Source organism: Shinella lacus (assembly GCF_010994755.1).
In the GTDB taxonomy this organism is placed as follows: Bacteria; Pseudomonadota; Alphaproteobacteria; order Rhizobiales; family Rhizobiaceae; genus Shinella; species Shinella lacus.
The window spans coordinates 81,109-99,852 of record NZ_WHSB02000016.1; the positions used below are offsets into that span (position 1 = coordinate 81,109).

18 protein-coding genes, 1 pseudogene and 1 other annotated feature are annotated in these 18,744 nt (G+C 61.6%); of the genes and pseudogenes, 8 read left to right on the forward strand and 11 right to left on the reverse strand.

Annotation, left to right across the window (positions count from 1 at the left end; genetic code table 11):
• Positions 1-284: 284 nt before the first annotated feature.
• The 5 genes from GB927_RS28450 (at position 285) to GB927_RS28470 (ending at position 5,156) form a co-directional block, all read left to right on the forward strand.
• Positions 285-1,385, forward strand: a complete 1,101-nt coding sequence (locus tag GB927_RS28450; protein WP_256120601.1) for an alpha/beta hydrolase — start codon at positions 285-287, stop codon at positions 1,383-1,385.
• Positions 1,386-1,440: 55 nt separating this feature from the next.
• Complete coding sequence (locus GB927_RS28455; protein WP_256120602.1) at positions 1,441-1,794, forward strand: cyclophilin-like fold protein; 354 nt, start codon at positions 1,441-1,443, stop codon at positions 1,792-1,794.
• A gap of 42 nt (positions 1,795-1,836) precedes the next feature.
• Entirely contained in the window at positions 1,837-2,733 is an 897-nt protein-coding gene (locus GB927_RS28460; protein WP_256120603.1) for a LysR family transcriptional regulator, read from the forward strand.
• Between the two features lie 152 nt (positions 2,734-2,885).
• Complete coding sequence (locus GB927_RS28465; protein ID WP_256120604.1) at positions 2,886-3,335, forward strand: cyclophilin-like fold protein; 450 nt, start codon at positions 2,886-2,888, stop codon at positions 3,333-3,335.
• A gap of 208 nt (positions 3,336-3,543) precedes the next feature.
• Positions 3,544-3,599 (forward strand) — a sequence feature (sul1 is cis-regulatory element that is thought to sense ions involved in sulfur or methionine metabolism; They are found in Alphaproteobacteria).
• Between the two features lie 69 nt (positions 3,600-3,668).
• Positions 3,669-5,156, forward strand: coding sequence for a SulP family inorganic anion transporter (locus tag GB927_RS28470; RefSeq protein ID WP_256120605.1), 1,488 nt, complete (start codon positions 3,669-3,671; stop codon positions 5,154-5,156).
• A 128-nt stretch (positions 5,157-5,284) separates the two neighbouring features.
• Here GB927_RS28470 and speB read toward each other — a convergent pair.
• Both speB and GB927_RS28480 read right to left on the reverse strand, forming a co-directional pair.
• A pseudogene (speB, locus tag GB927_RS28475) lies at positions 5,285-6,100 on the reverse strand (agmatinase).
• A 97-nt stretch (positions 6,101-6,197) separates the two neighbouring features.
• Positions 6,198-6,974: a carbon-nitrogen hydrolase family protein gene (locus tag GB927_RS28480; RefSeq protein ID WP_256120606.1), complete on the reverse strand. Its 777-nt coding sequence runs from the start codon at positions 6,972-6,974 to the stop codon at positions 6,198-6,200.
• A 142-nt stretch (positions 6,975-7,116) separates the two neighbouring features.
• Here GB927_RS28480 and GB927_RS28485 point away from each other — a divergent pair, with 142 nt between their 5' ends.
• The 3 genes from GB927_RS28485 (at position 7,117) to GB927_RS28495 (ending at position 9,494) form a co-directional block, all read left to right on the forward strand.
• The gene (locus GB927_RS28485; protein ID WP_256120607.1) at positions 7,117-7,536 is read left to right on the forward strand and encodes an Lrp/AsnC family transcriptional regulator; all 420 of its coding nucleotides are present in this window, start codon (positions 7,117-7,119) and stop codon (positions 7,534-7,536) included.
• A gap of 342 nt (positions 7,537-7,878) precedes the next feature.
• Complete coding sequence (locus GB927_RS28490) at positions 7,879-8,319, forward strand: PACE efflux transporter (protein ID WP_256120608.1); 441 nt, start codon at positions 7,879-7,881, stop codon at positions 8,317-8,319.
• Positions 8,316-9,494: an MFS transporter gene (locus GB927_RS28495; protein ID WP_256120609.1), complete on the forward strand. Its 1,179-nt coding sequence runs from the start codon at positions 8,316-8,318 to the stop codon at positions 9,492-9,494. Before GB927_RS28490 ends, GB927_RS28495 begins: the two co-directional genes overlap by 4 nt.
• Before the next feature lie 110 nt (positions 9,495-9,604).
• On the opposite strand, the gene GB927_RS28500 is transcribed toward GB927_RS28495, so the two are convergent.
• The 9 genes from GB927_RS28500 to GB927_RS28540 form a co-directional block, all read right to left on the reverse strand.
• Positions 9,605-11,089: an NAD-dependent succinate-semialdehyde dehydrogenase gene (locus tag GB927_RS28500; RefSeq protein WP_256120610.1), complete on the reverse strand. Its 1,485-nt coding sequence runs from the start codon at positions 11,087-11,089 to the stop codon at positions 9,605-9,607.
• A gap of 27 nt (positions 11,090-11,116) precedes the next feature.
• Positions 11,117-12,193 carry an ABC transporter ATP-binding protein gene (locus GB927_RS28505; RefSeq protein ID WP_256120611.1) on the reverse strand — a complete coding sequence of 359 codons (1,077 nt, stop codon included), beginning with the start codon at positions 12,191-12,193 and terminating at the stop codon, positions 11,117-11,119.
• Positions 12,190-12,990, reverse strand: a complete 801-nt coding sequence (locus GB927_RS28510) for an ABC transporter permease (RefSeq protein WP_256120612.1) — start codon at positions 12,988-12,990, stop codon at positions 12,190-12,192. The genes GB927_RS28505 and GB927_RS28510 overlap by 4 nt, the downstream gene beginning before the upstream one ends.
• 2 nt (positions 12,991-12,992) lie before the next feature.
• Entirely contained in the window at positions 12,993-13,844 is an 852-nt protein-coding gene (locus GB927_RS28515; RefSeq protein WP_369431743.1) for an ABC transporter permease, read from the reverse strand.
• A gap of 68 nt (positions 13,845-13,912) precedes the next feature.
• Positions 13,913-14,923: an ABC transporter substrate-binding protein gene (locus tag GB927_RS28520; protein ID WP_256120613.1), complete on the reverse strand. Its 1,011-nt coding sequence runs from the start codon at positions 14,921-14,923 to the stop codon at positions 13,913-13,915.
• A 32-nt stretch (positions 14,924-14,955) separates the two neighbouring features.
• Positions 14,956-15,285, reverse strand: coding sequence for an NIPSNAP family protein (locus GB927_RS28525; protein WP_256120614.1), 330 nt, complete (start codon positions 15,283-15,285; stop codon positions 14,956-14,958).
• Positions 15,286-15,290: 5 nt separating this feature from the next.
• A complete protein-coding gene (locus GB927_RS28530; RefSeq protein ID WP_256120615.1) occupies positions 15,291-16,754 on the reverse strand; it encodes an aldehyde dehydrogenase in 1,464 nt (487 codons plus the stop codon).
• Positions 16,755-16,761: 7 nt separating this feature from the next.
• Complete coding sequence (locus GB927_RS28535) at positions 16,762-17,799, reverse strand: LLM class flavin-dependent oxidoreductase (protein ID WP_256120616.1); 1,038 nt, start codon at positions 17,797-17,799, stop codon at positions 16,762-16,764.
• Between the two features lie 3 nt (positions 17,800-17,802).
• On the reverse strand, positions 17,803-18,720 hold the full coding sequence (locus GB927_RS28540; protein WP_256120617.1) for a flavin reductase: 918 nt from the start codon (positions 18,718-18,720) through the stop codon (positions 17,803-17,805).
• Positions 18,721-18,744 lie beyond the last annotated feature (24 nt).

Genomic DNA, 18,744 nt, shown 5'->3' on the forward strand with positions numbered 1-18,744 from the left:
TCTTCATTTTCCTAAAACGTGCAGGCCACCAGCACCCGCCTCATTGGCGCAGCTCGGTTCACGCAGCTTCGATGCGCTCCAGATAAGAGAGACGCCGGTCATCGATTAGCCGGTGCAAATCGCATGCGCTTATGAGCATGATTCATCAATGAGCGAGTGGCGCTACCCCATCGTATTCATGAGCTGCGTTCATAGCCGCATGCGAAACAGGCCGTCTAATCGCTGAACGAACGGGCCTCTACATTTTGCGGCGTGACCAGAACGATCAGAACGGAGATGCCGTCATGCACGAGAACGACATGGAGACCGCTATCCAACACCAGGCGGAGCCGACCATCGGCCGCCGTAACCTGCTCAAGCTGACCGGCGCAAGCGTTGCCGCCATCGGTGCAGCTTCGATGTTCACGACCGCCAGCGCGAGGGCTCAGAATATGACGACGGAATGGGACAAGGTTTTCCCGAAAAGCGACAAGGTCGACCATGAGAAGGTCACGTTCAGGAACCGCTACGGCATCACCCTGGCCGGTGATCTCTATCTGCCGAAGGACCGGACTGACCGGCGTCTGCCGGCGCTCGCCGTCGGCGGGCCGTTCGGTGCAGTGAAGGAGCAATCGTCCGGGCTCTATGCCCAGACCATGGCCGAGCGTGGCTTCGTCACCCTCGCCTTCGATGGATCTTTCACCGGCGAAAGCGGCGGCGAGCCGCGCAATGTAGCCTCCCCCGACATTAACACCGAGGATTTCAGCGCGGCCGTCGACTATCTCGGCCTGCACGCCTCCGTCGACCGCGAGCGCATCGGTGTGATTGGCATCTGCGGCTGGGGCGGCATGGCGCTAAATGCCGTCGCCTCGGACAAGCGCGTCAAGGCCGTCGCCGCCAGCACCATGTACGACATGACCCGCGTCATGTCGAAGGGCTACAACGACAGCGTGACGCCCGAGCAGCGGGCGCAGACGCTGGAACAGCTGAGCCGCCAGCGCTGGGCGGATGCGGAAGCCGGCACCCCGGCCTACCAGCCGCCCTACAACGAACTGAAGGGCGGCGAGGCGCAGTTCCTCATCGACTACCACAACTACTACATGACGCCGCGCGGCTACCATAAGCGTGCGGTCAACTCCGGCAATTCCTGGACGCAGACAACGCCGTTGTCCTTCATGAACATGCCGATCCTGACCTATATCGCGGAGATATCGCCGCGCCCGGTCCTGTTCGTCCATGGCGAAAAGGCACATTCGCGCTACTTCAGCGAAACCGCCTTCGCCGCAGCGGCCGAACCGAAGGAGCTCGTGATCATTCCGGGCGCCAGCCATGCCGATCTCTATGACAAGATCGACCTCATCCCGTTCGACAAGCTGCAGTCCTTCTTCGAGCAGCATCTCGCGTAAATGCAGGTGGCGTCCGCCCCCCTGCGGACGCCGCTTCCAATCCAAAGGACCCGCCATGGCTCAAGAGCGCATTCGCATTTCTTCCGACTGGGGCGAGGTCACGGCCGAGCTTGCCGACAATGAAGCTGCACGGGCGCTGGCCCGTCTGCTGCCGCTCACCATCGACATGAGCGATCATCTTCGGCAGGAGAAGACCGGCCATCTGCCCTCCCCTCTTCCTGACCAGGAACGGCAGCGTGAATTGTCGTCCGGGATGCTCGGACTCTGGGATTCCGATCATTTCGTGATTTATTATCGCGGCGGCCGCGTTCCGCTTCCGGGCCTCGCAGTGCTCGGGCGGCTCACAGGTGACGTTTCGATTTTCGATCGGCCCGGCCGTGTCTCGCTGCGGATCGAACGCATAGAATAAGCAAAGCCGCCATCGTCGGCCCTTGCAGGATGGGGAATATCGGTGACACGCCAGAACATCAACGACCTGCTCGCCTTCATCGCGGTTGCACGGGAAGGCAGCTTCACCAAGGCGGCGGCGCGGTTCGGCATCTCGCAATCGGCGCTCAGCCATACCATCCGCCAGCTTGAAGCGCGGCTCGGCATCCGTCTGCTGACCCGCACCACGCGCGCCGTCGCGCCGACGGAAGCCGGCGAGCGGCTGCTGGAGCGGATCGGCCCGCATTTCGACCGGATCGAAATTGAGGTCGATGCGCTGAACGAGCTGAAGGACAAGCCCGCAGGCACGGTCAGGATCGTGGCGCCGGATTTCGCGATCAGCCATGTGCTCTGGCCGAAGGTGCAGAAGTTCCTTCCGAAGTTCCCGGATATCAAAGTGGAACTGCTGCTCGACAATGGGCTGTCCGATATCGTCACGGAACGCTATGACGCAGGCGTGCGCATGGGCGACCGGCTCGCCAAGGACATGATCTCGGCGCGCATCGGACCGGATTTCCGCTTCGCCGTCGTCGGCGCGAAATCCTATTTTACCGGTCGCCCGATCCCGGAAAACCCGCAGGACCTGATGCTGCACGACTGCATCAACTACCGGTTCCCCTCCTCTGGGACCCTTTACGCGTGGGAGTTTGAAGACCAGGAGGGCCACGAGATCAAGGTCCAGGTCGACGGCCCGCTCGCCTTCAACAACATCTTCCATGTTCTCGACGCCGCGCTTGCCGGCCATGGTCTCGGCTATGTACCGGAAGAGATCGCCCTGCCGCATATCGCCAAGGGTCGTCTCCACCGTGTGCTCGAGGGCTGGTCGCCTTTTTGGGAAGGATATCACCTCTATTATCCCAGCCGGCGGCAATCGTCGCCGGCCTTCGTCGCTCTGGTCGAAGCCCTGCGCCATCGTGAGTAATGGCAAGGAGGAAAGCCAGGGTATTGATGAATCCAGTTCATAGCCTCATCCGAAGGCCGGTCGGTAATCAACGACCTTTTCGACTGTTATGTTGCCCTCAGCGCCGGTGAATGGCCGCCAGCATCGTCGATGCGTTTCGGGAGACGTGAAACATGGGAAAGCGCCAACAAAGCCTGATCGCGATGGTCACCGCGGCGATCGTCGCTATCGGCCACGATGCGCGGGCGGCAGATCAGGTCGTTGGAACCATCGTCCGGTTCACTGCCGGCGAGACCTCGGTCGATGTGACGATCGGCGAGGACAATCCGACGGTGCGCGACCTTCTCACCCGTCTTCCCCTGGCGATGAAGCTGGAGGAATATGCCGGCCGGGAAAGGATCGGCTATCTCTCGCCGAAGCTTGCGACCGAAGGATCACCCGGTTCTGATCCGAAAGATGGCGATCTCATTTATTTCGTGCCGTGGGGCAACATCGGCTTCTACTACGACACGTCCGGCGTCGGTTTTTCGGACCAGACGATCCATATCGGCAAATACATGGCATCGCCGACAGAGCTCGACAAGCTTGTAGGAGGTCCGGTTCGCATCGAGATCGTAAACTAAGCCGATGCTGAAACTGTACCTTTTCCAAGGCGTTGGAGGAGTACGAACCTTCGGTTCCGGCCTCGCCCCGTCACCGACTGTATGAAGACAAAGCAGTTGGGATGACGCGGGATTTGGCATCGATCAGCGTCCGATAGGAATGAAACCGGTATCCACGATCAGACCGTTGTTGACACCTCCGTTCTCGTTTATATAGCGGGCTATTCGCCCCGGACCCGGTGAAACTCCGGGTGGCTCTTCTGGCCGCCGATCCGCCAGACAACGCAAAGCATCGAACCTGTTCACGAGGCCGGACGCCGTCCGGTCTGGATGCGTTTCTTTGCGGATTTCTCCATGTTCAATCTGACGACCTACAAGCGCGAATGGTTCTCGAACATTCGCGCCGATATTCTCTCCGGCATCGTTGTGGCGCTGGCCCTCATTCCGGAAGCCATCGGCTTTTCCATCATTGCCGGGGTCGACCCGAAGATCGGGCTCTTTGCCTCCTTCGCCATCGCCTGCGTCTCCGCCTTCGTCGGCGGCCGGCCCGGCATGATCTCCGCCGCCACGGCAGCGACCGCCGTGCTGATGGTCACGCTCGTGAAGGAGCATGGCCTCGAATATCTCTTCGCCGCCACGCTGTTGATGGGCGTCATCCAGATATGTGCGGGCTTCCTGAAGCTCGGCCGCGTCATGCGCTTCGTCTCGCGTTCCGTCATCACCGGCTTCGTCAACGCGCTGGCGATTCTCATCTTCATGGCGCAGCTGCCGGAACTCATCGGTGTGCCGGGGCTGACCTATGTGATGATCGCCGCGGGCCTCGCGATCATCTATCTCTTCCCCTATGTCACCAAAGCCATCCCGTCGCCGCTGGTCGCCATCCTCGTGCTGACCGGCGTCGCCTATTGGGGCGGTCTGGACTTGCGCACCGTCGGCGATCTCGGCGAACTGCCCTCCGCGCTGCCGATATTCGCCCTGCCGCAGGTGCCGCTCACCTTCGAGACGCTGCAGATCATTTTCCCGTACTCCATCGCGCTTGCCGCAGTCGGCCTGCTGGAATCGCTGCTGACGGCACAGATCGTCGACGACATGACGGATACGCCGAGCTCCAAGAGCCAGGAATGCATCGGGCAGGGGGCGAGCAACATCGCCTCCAGCCTCATCGGCGGCATGGGGGGATGCGCCATGATCGGCCAGTCGGTGATCAATGTCACCTCCGGTGGCCGTGGACGCCTCTCGACCTTCGTTGCCGGCGCCTTCCTGCTGTTTCTCATTCTCGTGCTGGACGATCTCGTGCGCATCGTCCCGATGGCCGTCCTGGTCGCCGTCATGATCATGGTCTCGATCGGCACCTTCTCCTGGCGCTCGATCCTCGACCTGCGCCGCAATCCGCTCTCCTCTTCCGTCGTCATGCTGGCAACGGTCGCGACTGTCGTCGGCACGCATGATCTCGCCAAAGGCGTGCTCGTCGGCGTGCTGCTGTCGGGCGTGTTCTTCGCCGGCAAGGTCGCCAAGCTCTTCCACGTCCGCTCGGTGCTGAGTGCGGATGGTTCGGAGCGCACCTACCATGTCGATGGCCAGATCTTCTTCGCCTCGGCGGAGAGTTTTACCACGGCCTTCGACTTCGCCGAGACGGTCCGCAAGGTGACGATCGACGTCACGGAGGCGCATCTATGGGATATCACGGCCGTCGGTTCGCTCGACAAGATCGTTCTCAAATACCGCCGCCGGGGCGTTGAGGTCGCCGTCAAAGGCGTCAATGAGGCAAGCGCTCATATGCTTGACCGCTTCGCGCTGCACCACAAGGAGCACGCCGCATTCTCCGCTCATGGCGGTCATTGACGGCGGCAACAAAAAAGCCCGGAGCATCGTTCCGGACCTAATTGTTCCGCTCTTCAGGCAGCGATGAAACGCCAGGGTTTCAACAGAACAGCCAATGCGCCGGCTAGATAGGCGGCTTTGTGGGTAGCCTATTCTGCGTCGAGTATGAGCCGGCCAAACAGCTCCTTGACGAGCTTTGCGGCAACGGTCGCCGTGAGCGATCCTACATCGCGCATGGGATTGAGTTCGACGACGTCGGCGCCGACCAGCCTCCCCTTGAAGCCGTTGACGATGTTGATGACCTGGCGCGTCGAAAATCCCCCGGGTTCATGATGCGACACGCCCGGTGCGAATGCCGGGTCCAAACCGTCGAGATCCACGGAGATATAGACCGGCCCTTCGAACGCGAGCGTGATATCATCTCACCAGTCCCCCATCTGGATGATCTCCACCCCGAACTTGCGCGCCTGCTCTTTCTGATGCGCGTTGAGCGTTCTGATGCCGACCTGGACCAACCGATGGACGACGCCATCCTCCATCAATCGGGCAAACGGCGAGGCGTGGGAATAGGGATTGTCCTGGAAGTCTGAATAGAGGTCGGCGTGGGCGTCGATATGGAGGACGTTCAATCCGGGATGTTTTTCGGCATGGGCCTTTATGGCCGGGTAGGAGACCGAGTGGTCACCTCCGAGGGAGATTAGAGACGATGTTTCGCGCAGAATTCTCGCGATACCGGCTTCGATTGTTTGAAAGGCCTGCGCGCTGTTTAGCCCACCGAGCGCGAGATCACCAAAGTCTTTCCATGCATGCACGTCTAGATCGACGCCTTGTTCGGTCGTGAGGTTCCAATGTTCGGACCGAAGCATCTCACGGATCTTGTCCGGTGCCAGGCGTGGTCCCTGAAGAAAGCTGGAATTTGCGTCATAAGGCAGGCCAACGAGGCCAAGCGGCAGCTGCGTACCCATTTGCGGTCCCTCGATTTTTGCGTGGGCGTAAAACAACGATAGGACCGCCCGGGACGAAACCTACCTCCCGGGCGGTCTTGGCTAATGTGATCTTGCGCTATTCGGGAACGTAGCGCGGATAGGTCTTCTTGCTCGCGCGTGCGAATTCAAGATCGATTTCCACCGTCGCGAACGGACTTTGCTGCGAGGTCTCGGCAAGGACATTGCCCTCGGGATCGATGATCCAGCCCAGGCCGCCGCAATCGGCTTTGTCGCCCGGTGGGCACCAGAGATTGGAAGAGAGGCTATAAGCGCCCGAGCAGACGGCCGATGCCTGCCCGCCGGCAAGCCATTTCCTGACCGAACTGTGCGGCGTCGCACGCGGCACACAAATGAGATCGGCGCGCGACGCACCATAAAAGCGTGCCCATTCGAAGAACCACATCTCGGTGCAGATCTGAACCCCGATCCTCATGCCCAGCGCCCGCGCCAGATCGAAGCTCTTTGCCCCGCGATCGTACCAGTGGTGCTCCCAGTAGCCCTCCTCATCAGGAAGATAATATTTGTCGCGAATACCAGCTGCGGCGCCGGAATCTTTGTTCCAGACATAGGCCTGATTTCGCCGGCTTCCCTGCGCGTTGACGATCGCGCGTGTCCCCAACGCCGCCTTGGCGTTCAGGCGCGAGAGGTCGGCGATGTGGGCATCATGTGCGGCGACGGAATCCGCCCATGCCGCGTCGTTCGCATCCTTGTCCGCGGCAAGCCAGGGGGCGAAGCACATTTCAGGGAGCAGCAGGAAATCGGATTGCGCCTCGGCGACGTGTGCAGCCAGGCGCACCAATCCATCCTCGAGAAAACCTTCGCGCGGATCAAGCTCACAGACAGTTACTTTCATTCTCAAACCTCCATCGAATGTACTGAGACGTTCGGATGGAGCTCGATCAATTTAAAGCCATCCTCCTCTGGCGTTTCGCAACAATTCTGGCGATAAGGGAATTAGAATTGGCAAATCGCCACATCGGCACTGGTGGGATGTCGTGGACGACAAGGACAGGTTCATTCTCGAAAGCCTTCGGGAAAACGCGCGAATTTCGACCGCGACCCTTGGTCGGGAGTTGAGGGTGTCGAGGGCGACGATCCAAAACCGGATCGACAAGCTCGTGGCCCAAGGCGTCATCTCACGTTTCACGATCGAGCTCGGTGACACATCAGACGAAACAGCGATCGAGGCCCTCGTTCTGCTGAAGACGAGTTCCGTCGACACACGCCCGCTCATCATCAAGCTGCGCAAGATCAAGAACCTAGTAAGCTTCACGTCTTTGAATGGAGACTATGATTTCGCACTCGAACTTCGGTCAAAATCAACGGTCGAACTCGATGAAATCCTGGCGGAAATTCGCAGCCTGCAACACGTTCTCGAGACGAATTGCAGTATTCGCCTGAAAACGTTCTTGTAACGACCAACCTTGGCGGGGATCGACATCTTAGTTGGATAAACTCGCTGACGTCGTCCAATGGGAGCGGCGAAACCTTGAAAAGGCGCGAGCTGTATCGGAGAGGTTCGCCCCTTTCACGTCCCCTTCTCTGCTCGCAGCTCATAGGCGGTCTTGGGTCCTCGGCAAGAGAACGGTTGCCGGAGTTTTGCCGATAGCTTCGATGGCAAAGCGCCGGCGCGACATCGGGGAAGATCGCATTGCAATCGCGTGTCCGGGATTATATGTCAGAAGCACGAAGTGAGGACGACCTCCCCCTCATCGGGTTCTTTCGCACGGGACGACCCGCGCATGTTGGAGGTTCAAGTGCGTTCCGTCGGTGACCGTATCCGCCACGCCATCAGCTTCGAAATCGCCGGCCTTCTTCTCGTGACGCCGCTAGGTGCTTTCGCATTCGGGATGCCGATGCACGATATTGGCGTGGTCGGGATCGTAAGCGCCACCATCGCCACGGCGTGGAATTTTGTCTACAATTACCTATTCGACTGGGTCCTGCAGCAAAGGACTGGCACAACGCAAAAAAGCCCCCGGACGCGGGTTTTTCACGCGATCTCCTTCGAGGTGGGGCTTCTCGCCGTCCTGATGCCGTTTATCGCGTGGTATCTCGGCGTCTCGATTTGGCAGGCGCTCGTCATGGATATCTCGTTCGCCATTTTCTACATGTTATACGCTTTGGCCTTCAACTGGGCTTACGATCGCGTGTTTCCACTTCCTGAGTGGACGATGCAGGCGACGGACGTGCAATGATCACGCAACACCACCCCTCTGCCAATCGCCCAGTGGATCCGTTGGCCGAGCAGACGTCGCGCCGATGGCCGCTCGTCCGCTGGTTCATCTCCTCAACCACACTAAACGTGCCGCAGGCTGCTGGACCGGTCGCGTTCTCGTTGCTGGCCTTGAGCATAACCGGCGACACCAGCGGTGGCGCCGCGATGATCCTAGCTATGACGCTTGCCCAGGTCATCGGCGCCATCCCGCTAACACGCATCGGGCGCAAACTCACGTCAGCAACAGGGCTTAGGCTTCTGGTCACGTGGCGCACCCTGGCCCTCAGCGCGATCGTGCTGGCTGCGGCATACGGCGCACCGTTTCCATGGATGATATTCTTCGCGGCCCTGGCCGGATTGGTCAACGGTGCAGCTTATGGTCATCTACGATCTATTCTCAATCATTTCGCGCCCGCGTCGAAGCTTCCGCGGGCCCTCGGGATCGCGGCAACGCTGAACGAAATGACATTCGTTCTCGCGCCTGTGGCTGCATCGGGGCTGGGAACAATCTCACCTGTGCTCGCGCTGTTTGCCCTCACGATCGTGGGTGCTATCCCGGCTCTATTGGTTCCAAACGCCGCCGCCGCTCATATCACCGACGCACCTCAGATCCCAGGCTCGGTAGTGACGGGCCCTATCGCACTGTGGCTCGCCTGTGCGATCGCGGGTGGAGCAGCTGTCGCTGCGGTCGAAATTGGCGCCGTGGCCCTGGCGATCAACTTTGGATACGAACCTGCTCTAGCGATTATGTTCACCGTACCGCTATGTCTCTCCTCCGTGGCGGGTGGGATCTGGATTAGCGTGCGGAACCGCAGGACGACGCACAGGACGGTGGTTTGTTACCTTGCCATCATGACTCTAGGCGCGGCGCTAGCCGCGCTTGACCATTCTGTCTCCGTGACGATTATCGGAACTCTGCTCATAGGCGCTGTCCTCGCGCCATTGGCCACCCACTACTCCTTGACACTCGACGAACTCGCCCCTCCCCACAGGCGCCCGGAAGTATTCGCTTTGCTAAGGACCGCCAACGCCGTCGGAGTCATCCTTGCGAGCGCATTGCTGACCGTGGCGTCACTTTCCGTCACACTTATTCTCGTGACAGCGCTGATGCTGGTAGTCACCGTTACCATCGCCGCCGCGGCGGCAAGGAATTGAGCTTAGGATCCGAGCGCAGTCATTGAGTACGTGGATGGGCTTTCAAGTCGATTTCAGTCGGGCACTCGAGTGGATTTGAACCTGCCTTCCTGAGCAAGACGACGGCAGGGTTATACGTCTAATCCGAGGCACAGGTACTTCACTTCCAGATAGTCATCCAGGCCGTATCTCGAGCCCTCCCGCCCCTGACCGGACTGCTTGATGCCGCCGAAGGGCGCGACCTCGGTCGAAATCTGACCGGTGTTGATCCCGACCATGCCATATTCCAGCGCCTCGCCGACCCGGAAGGCTCGGGAGAGATCTCTGGAATAAAAGTAGGCGGCGAGGCCGAACTCAGTGTCGTTGGCGAGATCGACTACCTGCTCCTCGGTCACGAACCGGAAGAGCGGAGCCACCGGACCGAACGTCTCCTCACGAGCGACGAGCATATCGGGTGTGACATCCGTCAGGACCGTCGGTTGGAAAAACAGGCCACCTTTCGCATCCGCCTTACCGCCAACCGCGACGCAAGCGCCCTTCGATACCGCGTCGCTTATATGCGCCTCGACCTTTGCCAGAGCCTTCCCGTCGATGAGCGGGCCAGCATCGACAGCATCGTCGAACCCGTCGCCCACCTTCAATTGCGCAACACGCGCCGCCAGCTTTTCGGCGAAAGCATCGTAGACGCCGGCCTGGACGTAGAAGCGGTTGGCACACACGCAGGTCTGGCCGTTGTTGCGGTATTTCGCGACCATGGCGCCATCCACCGCCGCGTCGAGGTCGGCATCATCGAACACGATGAAGGGCGCATTGCCGCCGAGTTCGAGGCCGAGCTTCATGATCTGGTCGGCACCCTGCCGCATAAGCGTGCGGCCGACATTGGTGGAGCCGGTGAAGGTCAGCTTGCGAACCTTGTCGTTCGACGTGAATTCATGGCCGACCTCAATGGCATCCGTTGTGAGGATAATGTTGAAGAGACCGGCGGGAAGCCCGGCCCGTTCGGCAAGGCGGGCCAGGGCAAGCGCAGAAAGCGGCGTTTCGGCGGCAGGCTTGGCGACCATGGCGCAGCCTGCGGCAAGTGCCGGCGAAAGCTTGCGCGCAAGCATGGCATTCGGAAAATTCCACGGAGTGATGGCCGCAACGACGCCCACCGGCTGCTTGACGACCATGATACGCTTGTCGCGCTGATGGCCGGGGATCAGGTCGCCATAGGCACGCTTGGCCTCCTCGCCGAACCATTCGACATAGGAGGCGCCATAGAGGATTTCTCCACGCGCCTCGGCCAACGGCTTGCCCATTTCCATCGTCAGGATGACGGCAAGGTCATCGGCATTGGCAACAAGGAGGTCATGGAGTTTGCGCAGAATCGCCGCCCGCTCCTTGCCCGTTCGTTTCGCCCAGTCCTTCTTGGCGATATAGGCAGAATCTATTGCGCGGGCGGCCTCAACCCGTCCCATGTCCGGAAGCGTAGCGATCCTCTCACCCGTGGACGGATTGAAGACGTCGAACGTCCTTTCGGCATCGTCGCAGCCAAGCCATGTCCCGGCAACAGGCGCCTTGTCCATCGCCAGCGCCGGGTCCTTTAGTCTCGCCAGGAGGCGTTCGGAAATTGCCACGATAAGGCTCCCAGCGCAGGTTGGAGGTCAGGCAAAAGCGTGCGCGGAGGCTGTATCGAAGGTCAGCCAGGCCTGCTCGCCGCGCGCAAGGCTGGAAATCGCCTCGTGCCCGAACGGCAAGCGCACGGCGAGATCGACACCCGCCGGTGTCGCGGTGCTGACCTCGACATTGTTGCCCAGGAACGTAATATCCCGCACCGTCACGGCGATGCCCGAGGGAACGGAGACCCGCGAGAGCGAAAGGCGTTCCGGGCGCAACATCAAAGATGCCCTGCTGCTTGCCGCAGACGGACCGTGCAACGGCACGCCTTCGACGACCGCGCCATCGCCCAGCGCGAGTTTGGCTTTCCCGGCATTGCTTGTGACGACGGTCGCATCGAGGAAATTGCTGTCGCCGATAAACCCCGCAACGAAGCGGGTTGCCGGATTGGAATAGAGTTCCGGGCCGGTCCCGATCTGGTCGATCTCGCCCTGGCTGAACACTGCGATGCGATCCGACAGCCGCAAAGCCTCCTCCTGGTCATGCGTGACATAGAGGATCGTCACACCCGTTTCTTGGTGGATACGGCGGATTTCGAACTGGATTTCCTCGCGCAGCTTCTTGTCGAGCGCCGAGAGCGGTTCGTCCATCAGAAGGACCGGCGGGTTGTAGACGAGCGCGCGGGCAAGCGCGACGCGCTGCTGCTGGCCACCGGACATCAGCGCCGGCATGCGATCCTCGAAGCCTTCCAGACGCACGAGTTTCAGGGCGGCTTTGACGCGTTCGGCAATCTCGGCCTGCGGGCGGCGGCGGATGCGCAGCGGGAAGGCGACGTTCTCGCCGACGGTCAGATGCGGGAAGAGCGTGTAGCGCTGGAACACCATGCCGATATTGCGCTTGTGCGACGGCGTCGATAGCAGGCTCTGGCCGTTCAGCAGAATATCGCCGCCGCTCGGATCCTGAAACCCCGCGAGGATGTAGAGGGTCGTCGACTTGCCGGAACCCGATGGCCCGAGGAAGGTCATGAACTCGCCTTGGGCAATATCCATGCTGACATTCTTCACGGCAGTGACATTGCCATAGTTTTTGCGGATGCCGTTGATGCTGAGAAAAGGCTGGGTCATGCTTTTCGTCCCTTGCGGAAGAGTGCTGCGACGATCATCAGAAGGATCGTGAAGGCAATGAGCAGTGTGGAAGCGGCGGCGATGACCGGCGTCAGGTCCTGGCGCAACGTCGTCCAGATCTTGACCGGCAGGGTCTGCAATGTCGGGCTTGCCATGAAAATCGCCAGCACCACCTCGTCCCAGGAGGCGAGGAAGGAGAAGACGGCCGCGCCGAAGATGCCGTGGCTGATCGCCGGAACCGTCACACGCAGCCGTGCCTCCCAGGGATTTGCCCCGCACAGGATGGCCGCATCCTCGATCGAGCGGTCGAAACCTTCGAGCGCGTTGCCGATCGAGATGATCGAGAAGGGCAGCGCGATCAGGAGATGCGCGATGACGAAGGCGATGGTCGTGCCGGCAAGGCCGAGTTTCAGAAACAGGGCGTAGAGCGCGACGGCGAGAACGACGACGGGCAGGATCATCGGCGTCAGAAACAGCGCCCGCAGCAGATCCCGGCCGGCGAAGCGACCGCGGTCGAGACCCAGGGCGGCAAGAAAGCCGATGACGACGGAGAGCACGGTCACGATTGCCGCGATCTTCAGGCTGGTCAGCGCCGAATAGAGCCAGCGCGGATCGGCGAAGAGGTCCTGATACCATTTGAAGGTCCAGGATGGCGGCGGGAAGATCAGCCATTGCGACGACCCGAAGGACAGCGCGGCGATGAAGACGATGGGCAGGATCAGAAAGAGGCAGACCAGCGCCACGAGCGCGATAAGAAGGGTCCTGACACCGCCGAGTTTGTCGAAGTCGAGCAGCATGGCTACGTCCCCCGTGCCGGATTGAAATAGCGAAGCTGGACGGCGTAGAGCGCAAGCGTGACGACGAGAAGCACCAGAGCCGCGGCGCCGCCCATGCCCCAGTTGACCAGCGACTGGACGAACTGCGCGACGAGTTCGGCGAGCATCATGTTGGATGTGCCGCCGAGCAATGCCGGCGTCACGAAATAGCCGAGCGACATGACGAAGACCATCAAGGCGCCGGCGGCGATGCCGGGCAGCGACAGCGGCAGCAGCACGCGCAGGAAACATTGCATCTTGCCGGCGCCGCAGAGGGCGGCGGCGCGCAGAATGGCGGGATCGATGGTACGGATGACGCCCATCAGCGGCAGGATGACGAAGGGCAGCATGATGTAGGTCATGCCGATGGTCACACCGACGAGATTGTTGACGAGCGCCAGCGGCGTGTCGATCAGGCCCAGTCCCATCAGGGTCTTGTTGATGACGCCGGTGCGCTGCAGCAGCACCATCCAGGCATAGGTCCGCGCCAGCAGGTTCGTCCACATCGAGAGAATGATGATCGCCAGCACGATGCGCGACCACTTCTGCGGCATGATGGCGAGCAGCCAGGCGACCGGATAGCCGACGACAATGGAGACGAGCGTCACGACGCCGGCCACCAGGAAGGTGTTCAGGAAGACGCGCAGATACGTCGTCGAGCCCAGCAGGGCCTTATAGTTCTGCAGGCCCACCTCCGGTTCCAGCACGCTGCGCATCAACAGCATCAGCACCGGCACGATGAAGAAGAGGGCGATGAGCAGCAGTGCCGGCAGAAGATAGCCGAGCGTGGCCCCACGCTTTGTTTTGACGGCGCCCGTCACTACCGTAACAGCCATGGTCGATCATCCAGTGGGTGAGGAGCGGACCGGCCGAAGCCGGCCCGCCATCGTCTTGGGAGACAGCGTTATTTTGCCTGCCAGGCGTACCAGCGCGTACCGATCTCGTCGCGATGCTCGGCCCAGTAGCTCATGTCGGCATTGATCTGGGTGTCGGCCTGCATGTCCGGCAGCGACTTGCGGAGTTCCGCATCCATCAGCGTGTTGGAGTCAAGGTTCACCGGCGCATACCCTGTCGCCGCGGCGAACTGCGCCTGGGCGGCATCGCTGGTAGCCTGCGCGATGAACTTCATGGCCGCGTCCCTGTTCTTGGCGCCCTTCGGCACAACGAGGGAATCGGCGGCGGTGATGTTGTTCGTCCACGACGTCTCGACGGTGACGCCGGTTTCGGCGAGCGCCGTCAGTCGGCCGTTCCAGAACGAGCCGAACGGCGCTTCGGCGGATGCGAGAAGCTGCTGCGACTGCGCACCGCTGTCCCACCAGACGATATCGCCCTTGATCGTGTCGAGCTTCTTGAAGGCGCGGTCGAGATCGAGCGGATAGAGCTTGTCGGCCGGCACGCCATCGGCAAGCAGCGCGGCCTCCACCACGCCCGGCGCCGACCATTTGTAGAAGGTGCGCTTGCCGGGGAATTTCTGGGTGTCGAACAGGTCGGCCCAGGTCTTCGGGCAGGCCTCGACGGCATCCTTGTTGCAGCCGATCACGAAGGAATAGTAGAAGCTGCCGACCGAGTAGTCGGTGACGAAGCGCGGGTCGAGTTTGCTCTTGTCGATGACGGAGAAATCGAGCTTTTCGAGGAGGCCGGCATTGCCGGCCTGCACGGCATAATCGCCCTCGACGTCCACGACGTCCCAGGTCACGTTGCCGGCTTCGACCATGGCCTTGATCTTGCCGTAGTCTGTCGGGCCGTCCTGTGTGACGGCGACGTTTTTCTCCGCCGTGAACGGATCGGCCCAATAGGTCTTCTGGGCATCCTGCGTGGTGCCGCCCCAGCTGGTGAAGACCATGTCTTCGGCTGCGGCATGCCCCGCGAACAAGAGCGTCGTCGAAAGAAGCGCAAGCGCCAATCTGCTTTTCATGTGTCCGTTCCTCCCGGTTGAATGATGCTTCGTCAGACCGGCGCGCTGCCGCCAAGCGGCGAGAAAGCGGCCGGAGTCATGATCTTGTTGTCCGCGGTGACGATCAGGTCGCGAATCTTTGGCAGGAAGGCCTGCCAGTCAGGATCGGCGGCAAGGCGCGCGCGGCGGGCTTGCCGGTCGTCGAGGCTCGTGAAGCTCCAGATGTGGACGATCTCGTTGATCGGGCCGATCTCCGAGGAGAAATAGCCGACGAGATTGCCGAGATGTTTCTTCTGGATCGCGATGCCGGTGTCGCCGACCACCTTGAGGTATTCGGGAACGCCGCCGTTCTTCAGCCTGTAGGTGCGGATCTCGACGAACATGTCGGTCACCGCATCACGAAGGGATCGGGGATCGGATCGTCCGATGTCCTGAGCCACACGGTCTTCGTCTTGGTATAGTCGAGCGCGGCGGCAAGGCCGCCTTCCCGCCCCTGCCCCGACTGGCCGTATCCGCCGAACGGCGCGATCGGCGAGACGGCGCGGTAGGTGTTGACCCAGACGATGCCGGCGCGGATGCGCTTGATCATGCGATGGGCGCGCGCGAGGTTGCGCGTGAAGACGCCCGAGGCGAGACCGTACGGCGTCGCATTCGCAAGCTGCACGGCCTCCTCTTCCGTCGTGAAGGAGAGAACGGAGAGCACCGGTCCGAACAGCTCGGTTTCCACCGAAGCGGCGGAAACGCCGTCACAGTCGAGAATGGTGGGCGCGTAGTAGAAGCCATCCCCCTCGCCTGCCCGGCCGCCGGTGACGAGCTTCGCACCGGCAGCAATCGAGGATGCGACGACCGTCTCGATATGATCCCGCTGCCGTCTCGTGCAGAGCGGACCGACCTCTGTCGCCATGTCGAGCGGCGAACCGATGTGGATGGCCTCTGCCTTGGCTTTCAGGATGGCGAGGAACCGGTCCTTCACGGATGCTTCGACGATGAGGCGGGAGCCCGCCACACAGCTCTGTCCGGTCGCCGCAAAAATCCCGGCGACCTGCGCATTGGCCGCGCTTTCCAGGTCGCAATCGGCAAAGACGATGAAGGGCGACTTGCCACCGAGTTCCAGCGAGGTCGTCGCCAGGTTTTCCGCGGAGTTGCGCACCACGGCGGCGGCCGTGCCCGGACCACCGGTGAAGGCGATATGGTCGACGCCGGGATGGCGGGTCAGCGCGCTGCCGCAGGTCGGGCCGAAGCCGGTCAGGATGTTGACGACGCCGGCCGGGAAACCCGCCTCATGCACCAGCCGTGCGAATTCGAGAAGCGGCGCCGGACCGTCTTCCGATGCCTTGACGACCAGCGTGCAGCCGGCGGCCAGCGCCGGGCCGATCTTCACGGCCGACAGGAAGAGCTGGCTGTTCCACGGCACGACGGCGGCCACGACGCCGATCGGCTCGCGGCGCGTCCAGACATCCATGTCCGCCTTGTCGATGGCGAGCGTCGCGCCTTCGATCTTGTCGGCGAGACCCGCATAGTAGCGATAGTAATCCGCGACATAGGCGATCTGCGCGGAGGTCTCGCGGATGATCTTGCCGGTGTCGCGGGTCTCGAGCTCCGCGAGCTTCCGCGCATTGGCCTGCACGAGATCGGCAAGTTTGTAGAGCAACTTGCCGCGAGCCGTCGCGGTCATGGCCGGCCATTCGCCGGTCCAGAGCGCACGCTGGGCCGCCTTCACCGCGCGATCGACATCATCCTCGCGCGCCTCGGCCATCGCCGCCCAGACGATACCGGTTGCGGGATCGATCGAGTCGAACCGCGCCGCGCCGTCTTCGAAGGTTCCGTCTATATATTGCTGGAAGCTCTGCATGGCCGCCTCACCGGAATGCCGGCATGACATCGGCGATGAAGCGTTCGAGCGACGCTTTCTTGCGCTCGAAGCTCATGCCCGTGTCGATCCAGAACGAATATTCGTCATAGCCGAGGCCCTCGTAGACCTTCAGCCGCTTGATCACATCGTCCGCCGTGCCGATCGGCATGTTTTCGCGCATCTTCTGCGGAGAAAGGTTGGGATTGGCGGCGAGTTCCTCCTCGCTCAGGCGCGCGATGAGGCCCTGCTCGATCGGCCGCTCGTTCTTGAACCAGGCAAAGAAGTAATTGTAGTAGGTGCTCACTTCCTTCGCCGCCTGGGCGATATCGGCCTCATCGGAGCCGACATAGGTGTGCAGCAGCAGCATGATCTTCGGCCGGGAAACGCCGGTCGCCTTTTCACAGGCCGCATCGAAGCGCTCCATCAGGCTCGAAATCTCTGCCTCGCCATTGGCAAGCGGCGTGCACTGAACGTTGCAGCCATTGGCGACAGCGAATTCGTGGCTGTTCGGATCGCGTGCCGCGACCCAGATCGGCGGATGCGGCTGTTGTGCCGGCTTCGGTGCGGAGGTCGTCTTCGGGAATTTCCAGAATTCGCCGTCATGCGCATAGTCACCGGCCCAGAGCCCCTTCACGGCCGGGATCAGTTCCCGCATACGCTGGCCGGCGCCCCAAGCGTCGAGGCCGGGCAGCAGCCGTTCGTATTCGAAGCCGTAGGCGCCGCGCGCAATGCCGAGATCGAGCCGGCCGCCGCTGATGATGTCGGTCATCGCAGCTTCGCCAGCCAATTTTATCGGATGCCAGAACGGCGCGATCACCGTACCCGTGCCGAGGCGCACATTCGTCGTGCGCCGGGCGAGATCGGCGATGTTGACGAAGGGGTTCGGCGCGATGGTGAAATCCATGCCGTGGTGCTCGCCGGTCCAGATGGCATGCATGCCGCCCTTATCCGCGATCTCGCACAGCGCGATGAATTCTTCATAGAGTTCCTGATGGTTTTGGCTGGCATCCAGCCGCTCCATGTGAACGAACAGGGAGAATTTCATGGCTTACCCCTTTGCGGCCACGGCATGCACGCGGCCCTTTTCCTGATTTCCGAAATAGACGCCGAAATTGCCGAGCATGCTTTCAGCGCCGTAGCGCTTGACGATATCGCGCACCGCGCTGTCGGCGATCTCGTCCACCGGCGGAGACTGGACGGGAAAGAACCGGCCGCTCTGCGGCGTGCCCGCCGCCAGTTCGCCGCGATAGACGACATGCTGCCCGCCTGCCTTGGTGTCTTCATAGACGGAGTAGAGAAGCCCCGTCGTGAGCGTCAGCCCCACCGTCTGCGCGATATGGCCTTCCAGGATTTCCAATCCGTCGCCCTCGGCCTTGTCGACGAAGGGCAGCGTCCAGCCACCCTTGCCGTCTTCGACCAGGAGGATTTCACCATCCCTAACGGCGACCGCGCCGAGACGCAGGCTTTCAGCCGAGGCAAGCAGGCTCTTTTCGGCCAGTGCCGGTGTGAAATAGCCGCCGCGGGCATAGCCGAGCCCGGTCTTTCCGCTGTTGTCGAACCCTTCGACCCGCCCGATCAGGATCACATGGTCACCCGCATCGACGACGTCGTGGGTGGCGCAGTCGAACCAGGCGGCAACATCGGCGAAGACGGGCGAACCATGCGGTCCAGGCTGCCAGTCGACGGCGGCAAAGCGGTCCTCGACCGGCCGGGCAAACGTGTTGGAAACGTCCTTCTGGTCTTCCGCCAGGATGTTGACGCCAAAACCCTTGGCAGTGGTGAGCGTCGCATAGTTGCGCGAGGTCTTGGCCAGGCAGACGAGGAGCAGCGGCGGATCGAGCGAAACGCTCGTGAAACTGTTGGCGGTGAAGCCGATCGGCGCGCCCGCATCGTCAACCGTCGTGACGACGGTGACACCCGTCAGGAATGCGCCGAAGGCATCGCGCAGGGCTCTGGCATCTGGCATCATAATCTCCTCCCATGGTCCCGA

Excerpts from the sequence above, each read along its gene's own strand:
- GB927_RS28520 (WP_256120613.1), bottom strand. The coding sequence starts at position 14,923 with ATGAAAAGCAGATTGGCGCTTGCGCTTCTTTCGACGACGCTCTTGTTC.
- GB927_RS28450 (WP_256120601.1), top strand. The coding sequence starts at position 285 with ATGCACGAGAACGACATGGAGACCGCTATCCAACACCAGGCGGAGCCG.
- GB927_RS28470 (WP_256120605.1), top strand. The coding sequence starts at position 3,669 with ATGTTCAATCTGACGACCTACAAGCGCGAATGGTTCTCGAACATTCGC.
- GB927_RS28515 (WP_369431743.1), bottom strand. The coding sequence starts at position 13,844 with ATGGCTGTTACGGTAGTGACGGGCGCCGTCAAAACAAAGCGTGGGGCC.
- GB927_RS28495 (WP_256120609.1), top strand. The coding sequence starts at position 8,316 with ATGATCACGCAACACCACCCCTCTGCCAATCGCCCAGTGGATCCGTTG.
- GB927_RS28540 (WP_256120617.1), bottom strand. The coding sequence starts at position 18,720 with ATGCCAGATGCCAGAGCCCTGCGCGATGCCTTCGGCGCATTCCTGACG.
- GB927_RS28535 (WP_256120616.1), bottom strand. The coding sequence starts at position 17,799 with ATGAAATTCTCCCTGTTCGTTCACATGGAGCGGCTGGATGCCAGCCAA.
- GB927_RS28480 (WP_256120606.1), bottom strand. The coding sequence starts at position 6,974 with ATGAAAGTAACTGTCTGTGAGCTTGATCCGCGCGAAGGTTTTCTCGAG.
- GB927_RS28455 (WP_256120602.1), top strand. The coding sequence starts at position 1,441 with ATGGCTCAAGAGCGCATTCGCATTTCTTCCGACTGGGGCGAGGTCACG.
- GB927_RS28525 (WP_256120614.1), bottom strand. The coding sequence starts at position 15,285 with ATGTTCGTCGAGATCCGCACCTACAGGCTGAAGAACGGCGGCGTTCCC.
- GB927_RS28510 (WP_256120612.1), bottom strand. The coding sequence starts at position 12,990 with ATGCTGCTCGACTTCGACAAACTCGGCGGTGTCAGGACCCTTCTTATC.
- GB927_RS28530 (WP_256120615.1), bottom strand. The coding sequence starts at position 16,754 with ATGCAGAGCTTCCAGCAATATATAGACGGAACCTTCGAAGACGGCGCG.
- GB927_RS28505 (WP_256120611.1), bottom strand. The coding sequence starts at position 12,193 with ATGACCCAGCCTTTTCTCAGCATCAACGGCATCCGCAAAAACTATGGC.
- GB927_RS28465 (WP_256120604.1), top strand. The coding sequence starts at position 2,886 with ATGGGAAAGCGCCAACAAAGCCTGATCGCGATGGTCACCGCGGCGATC.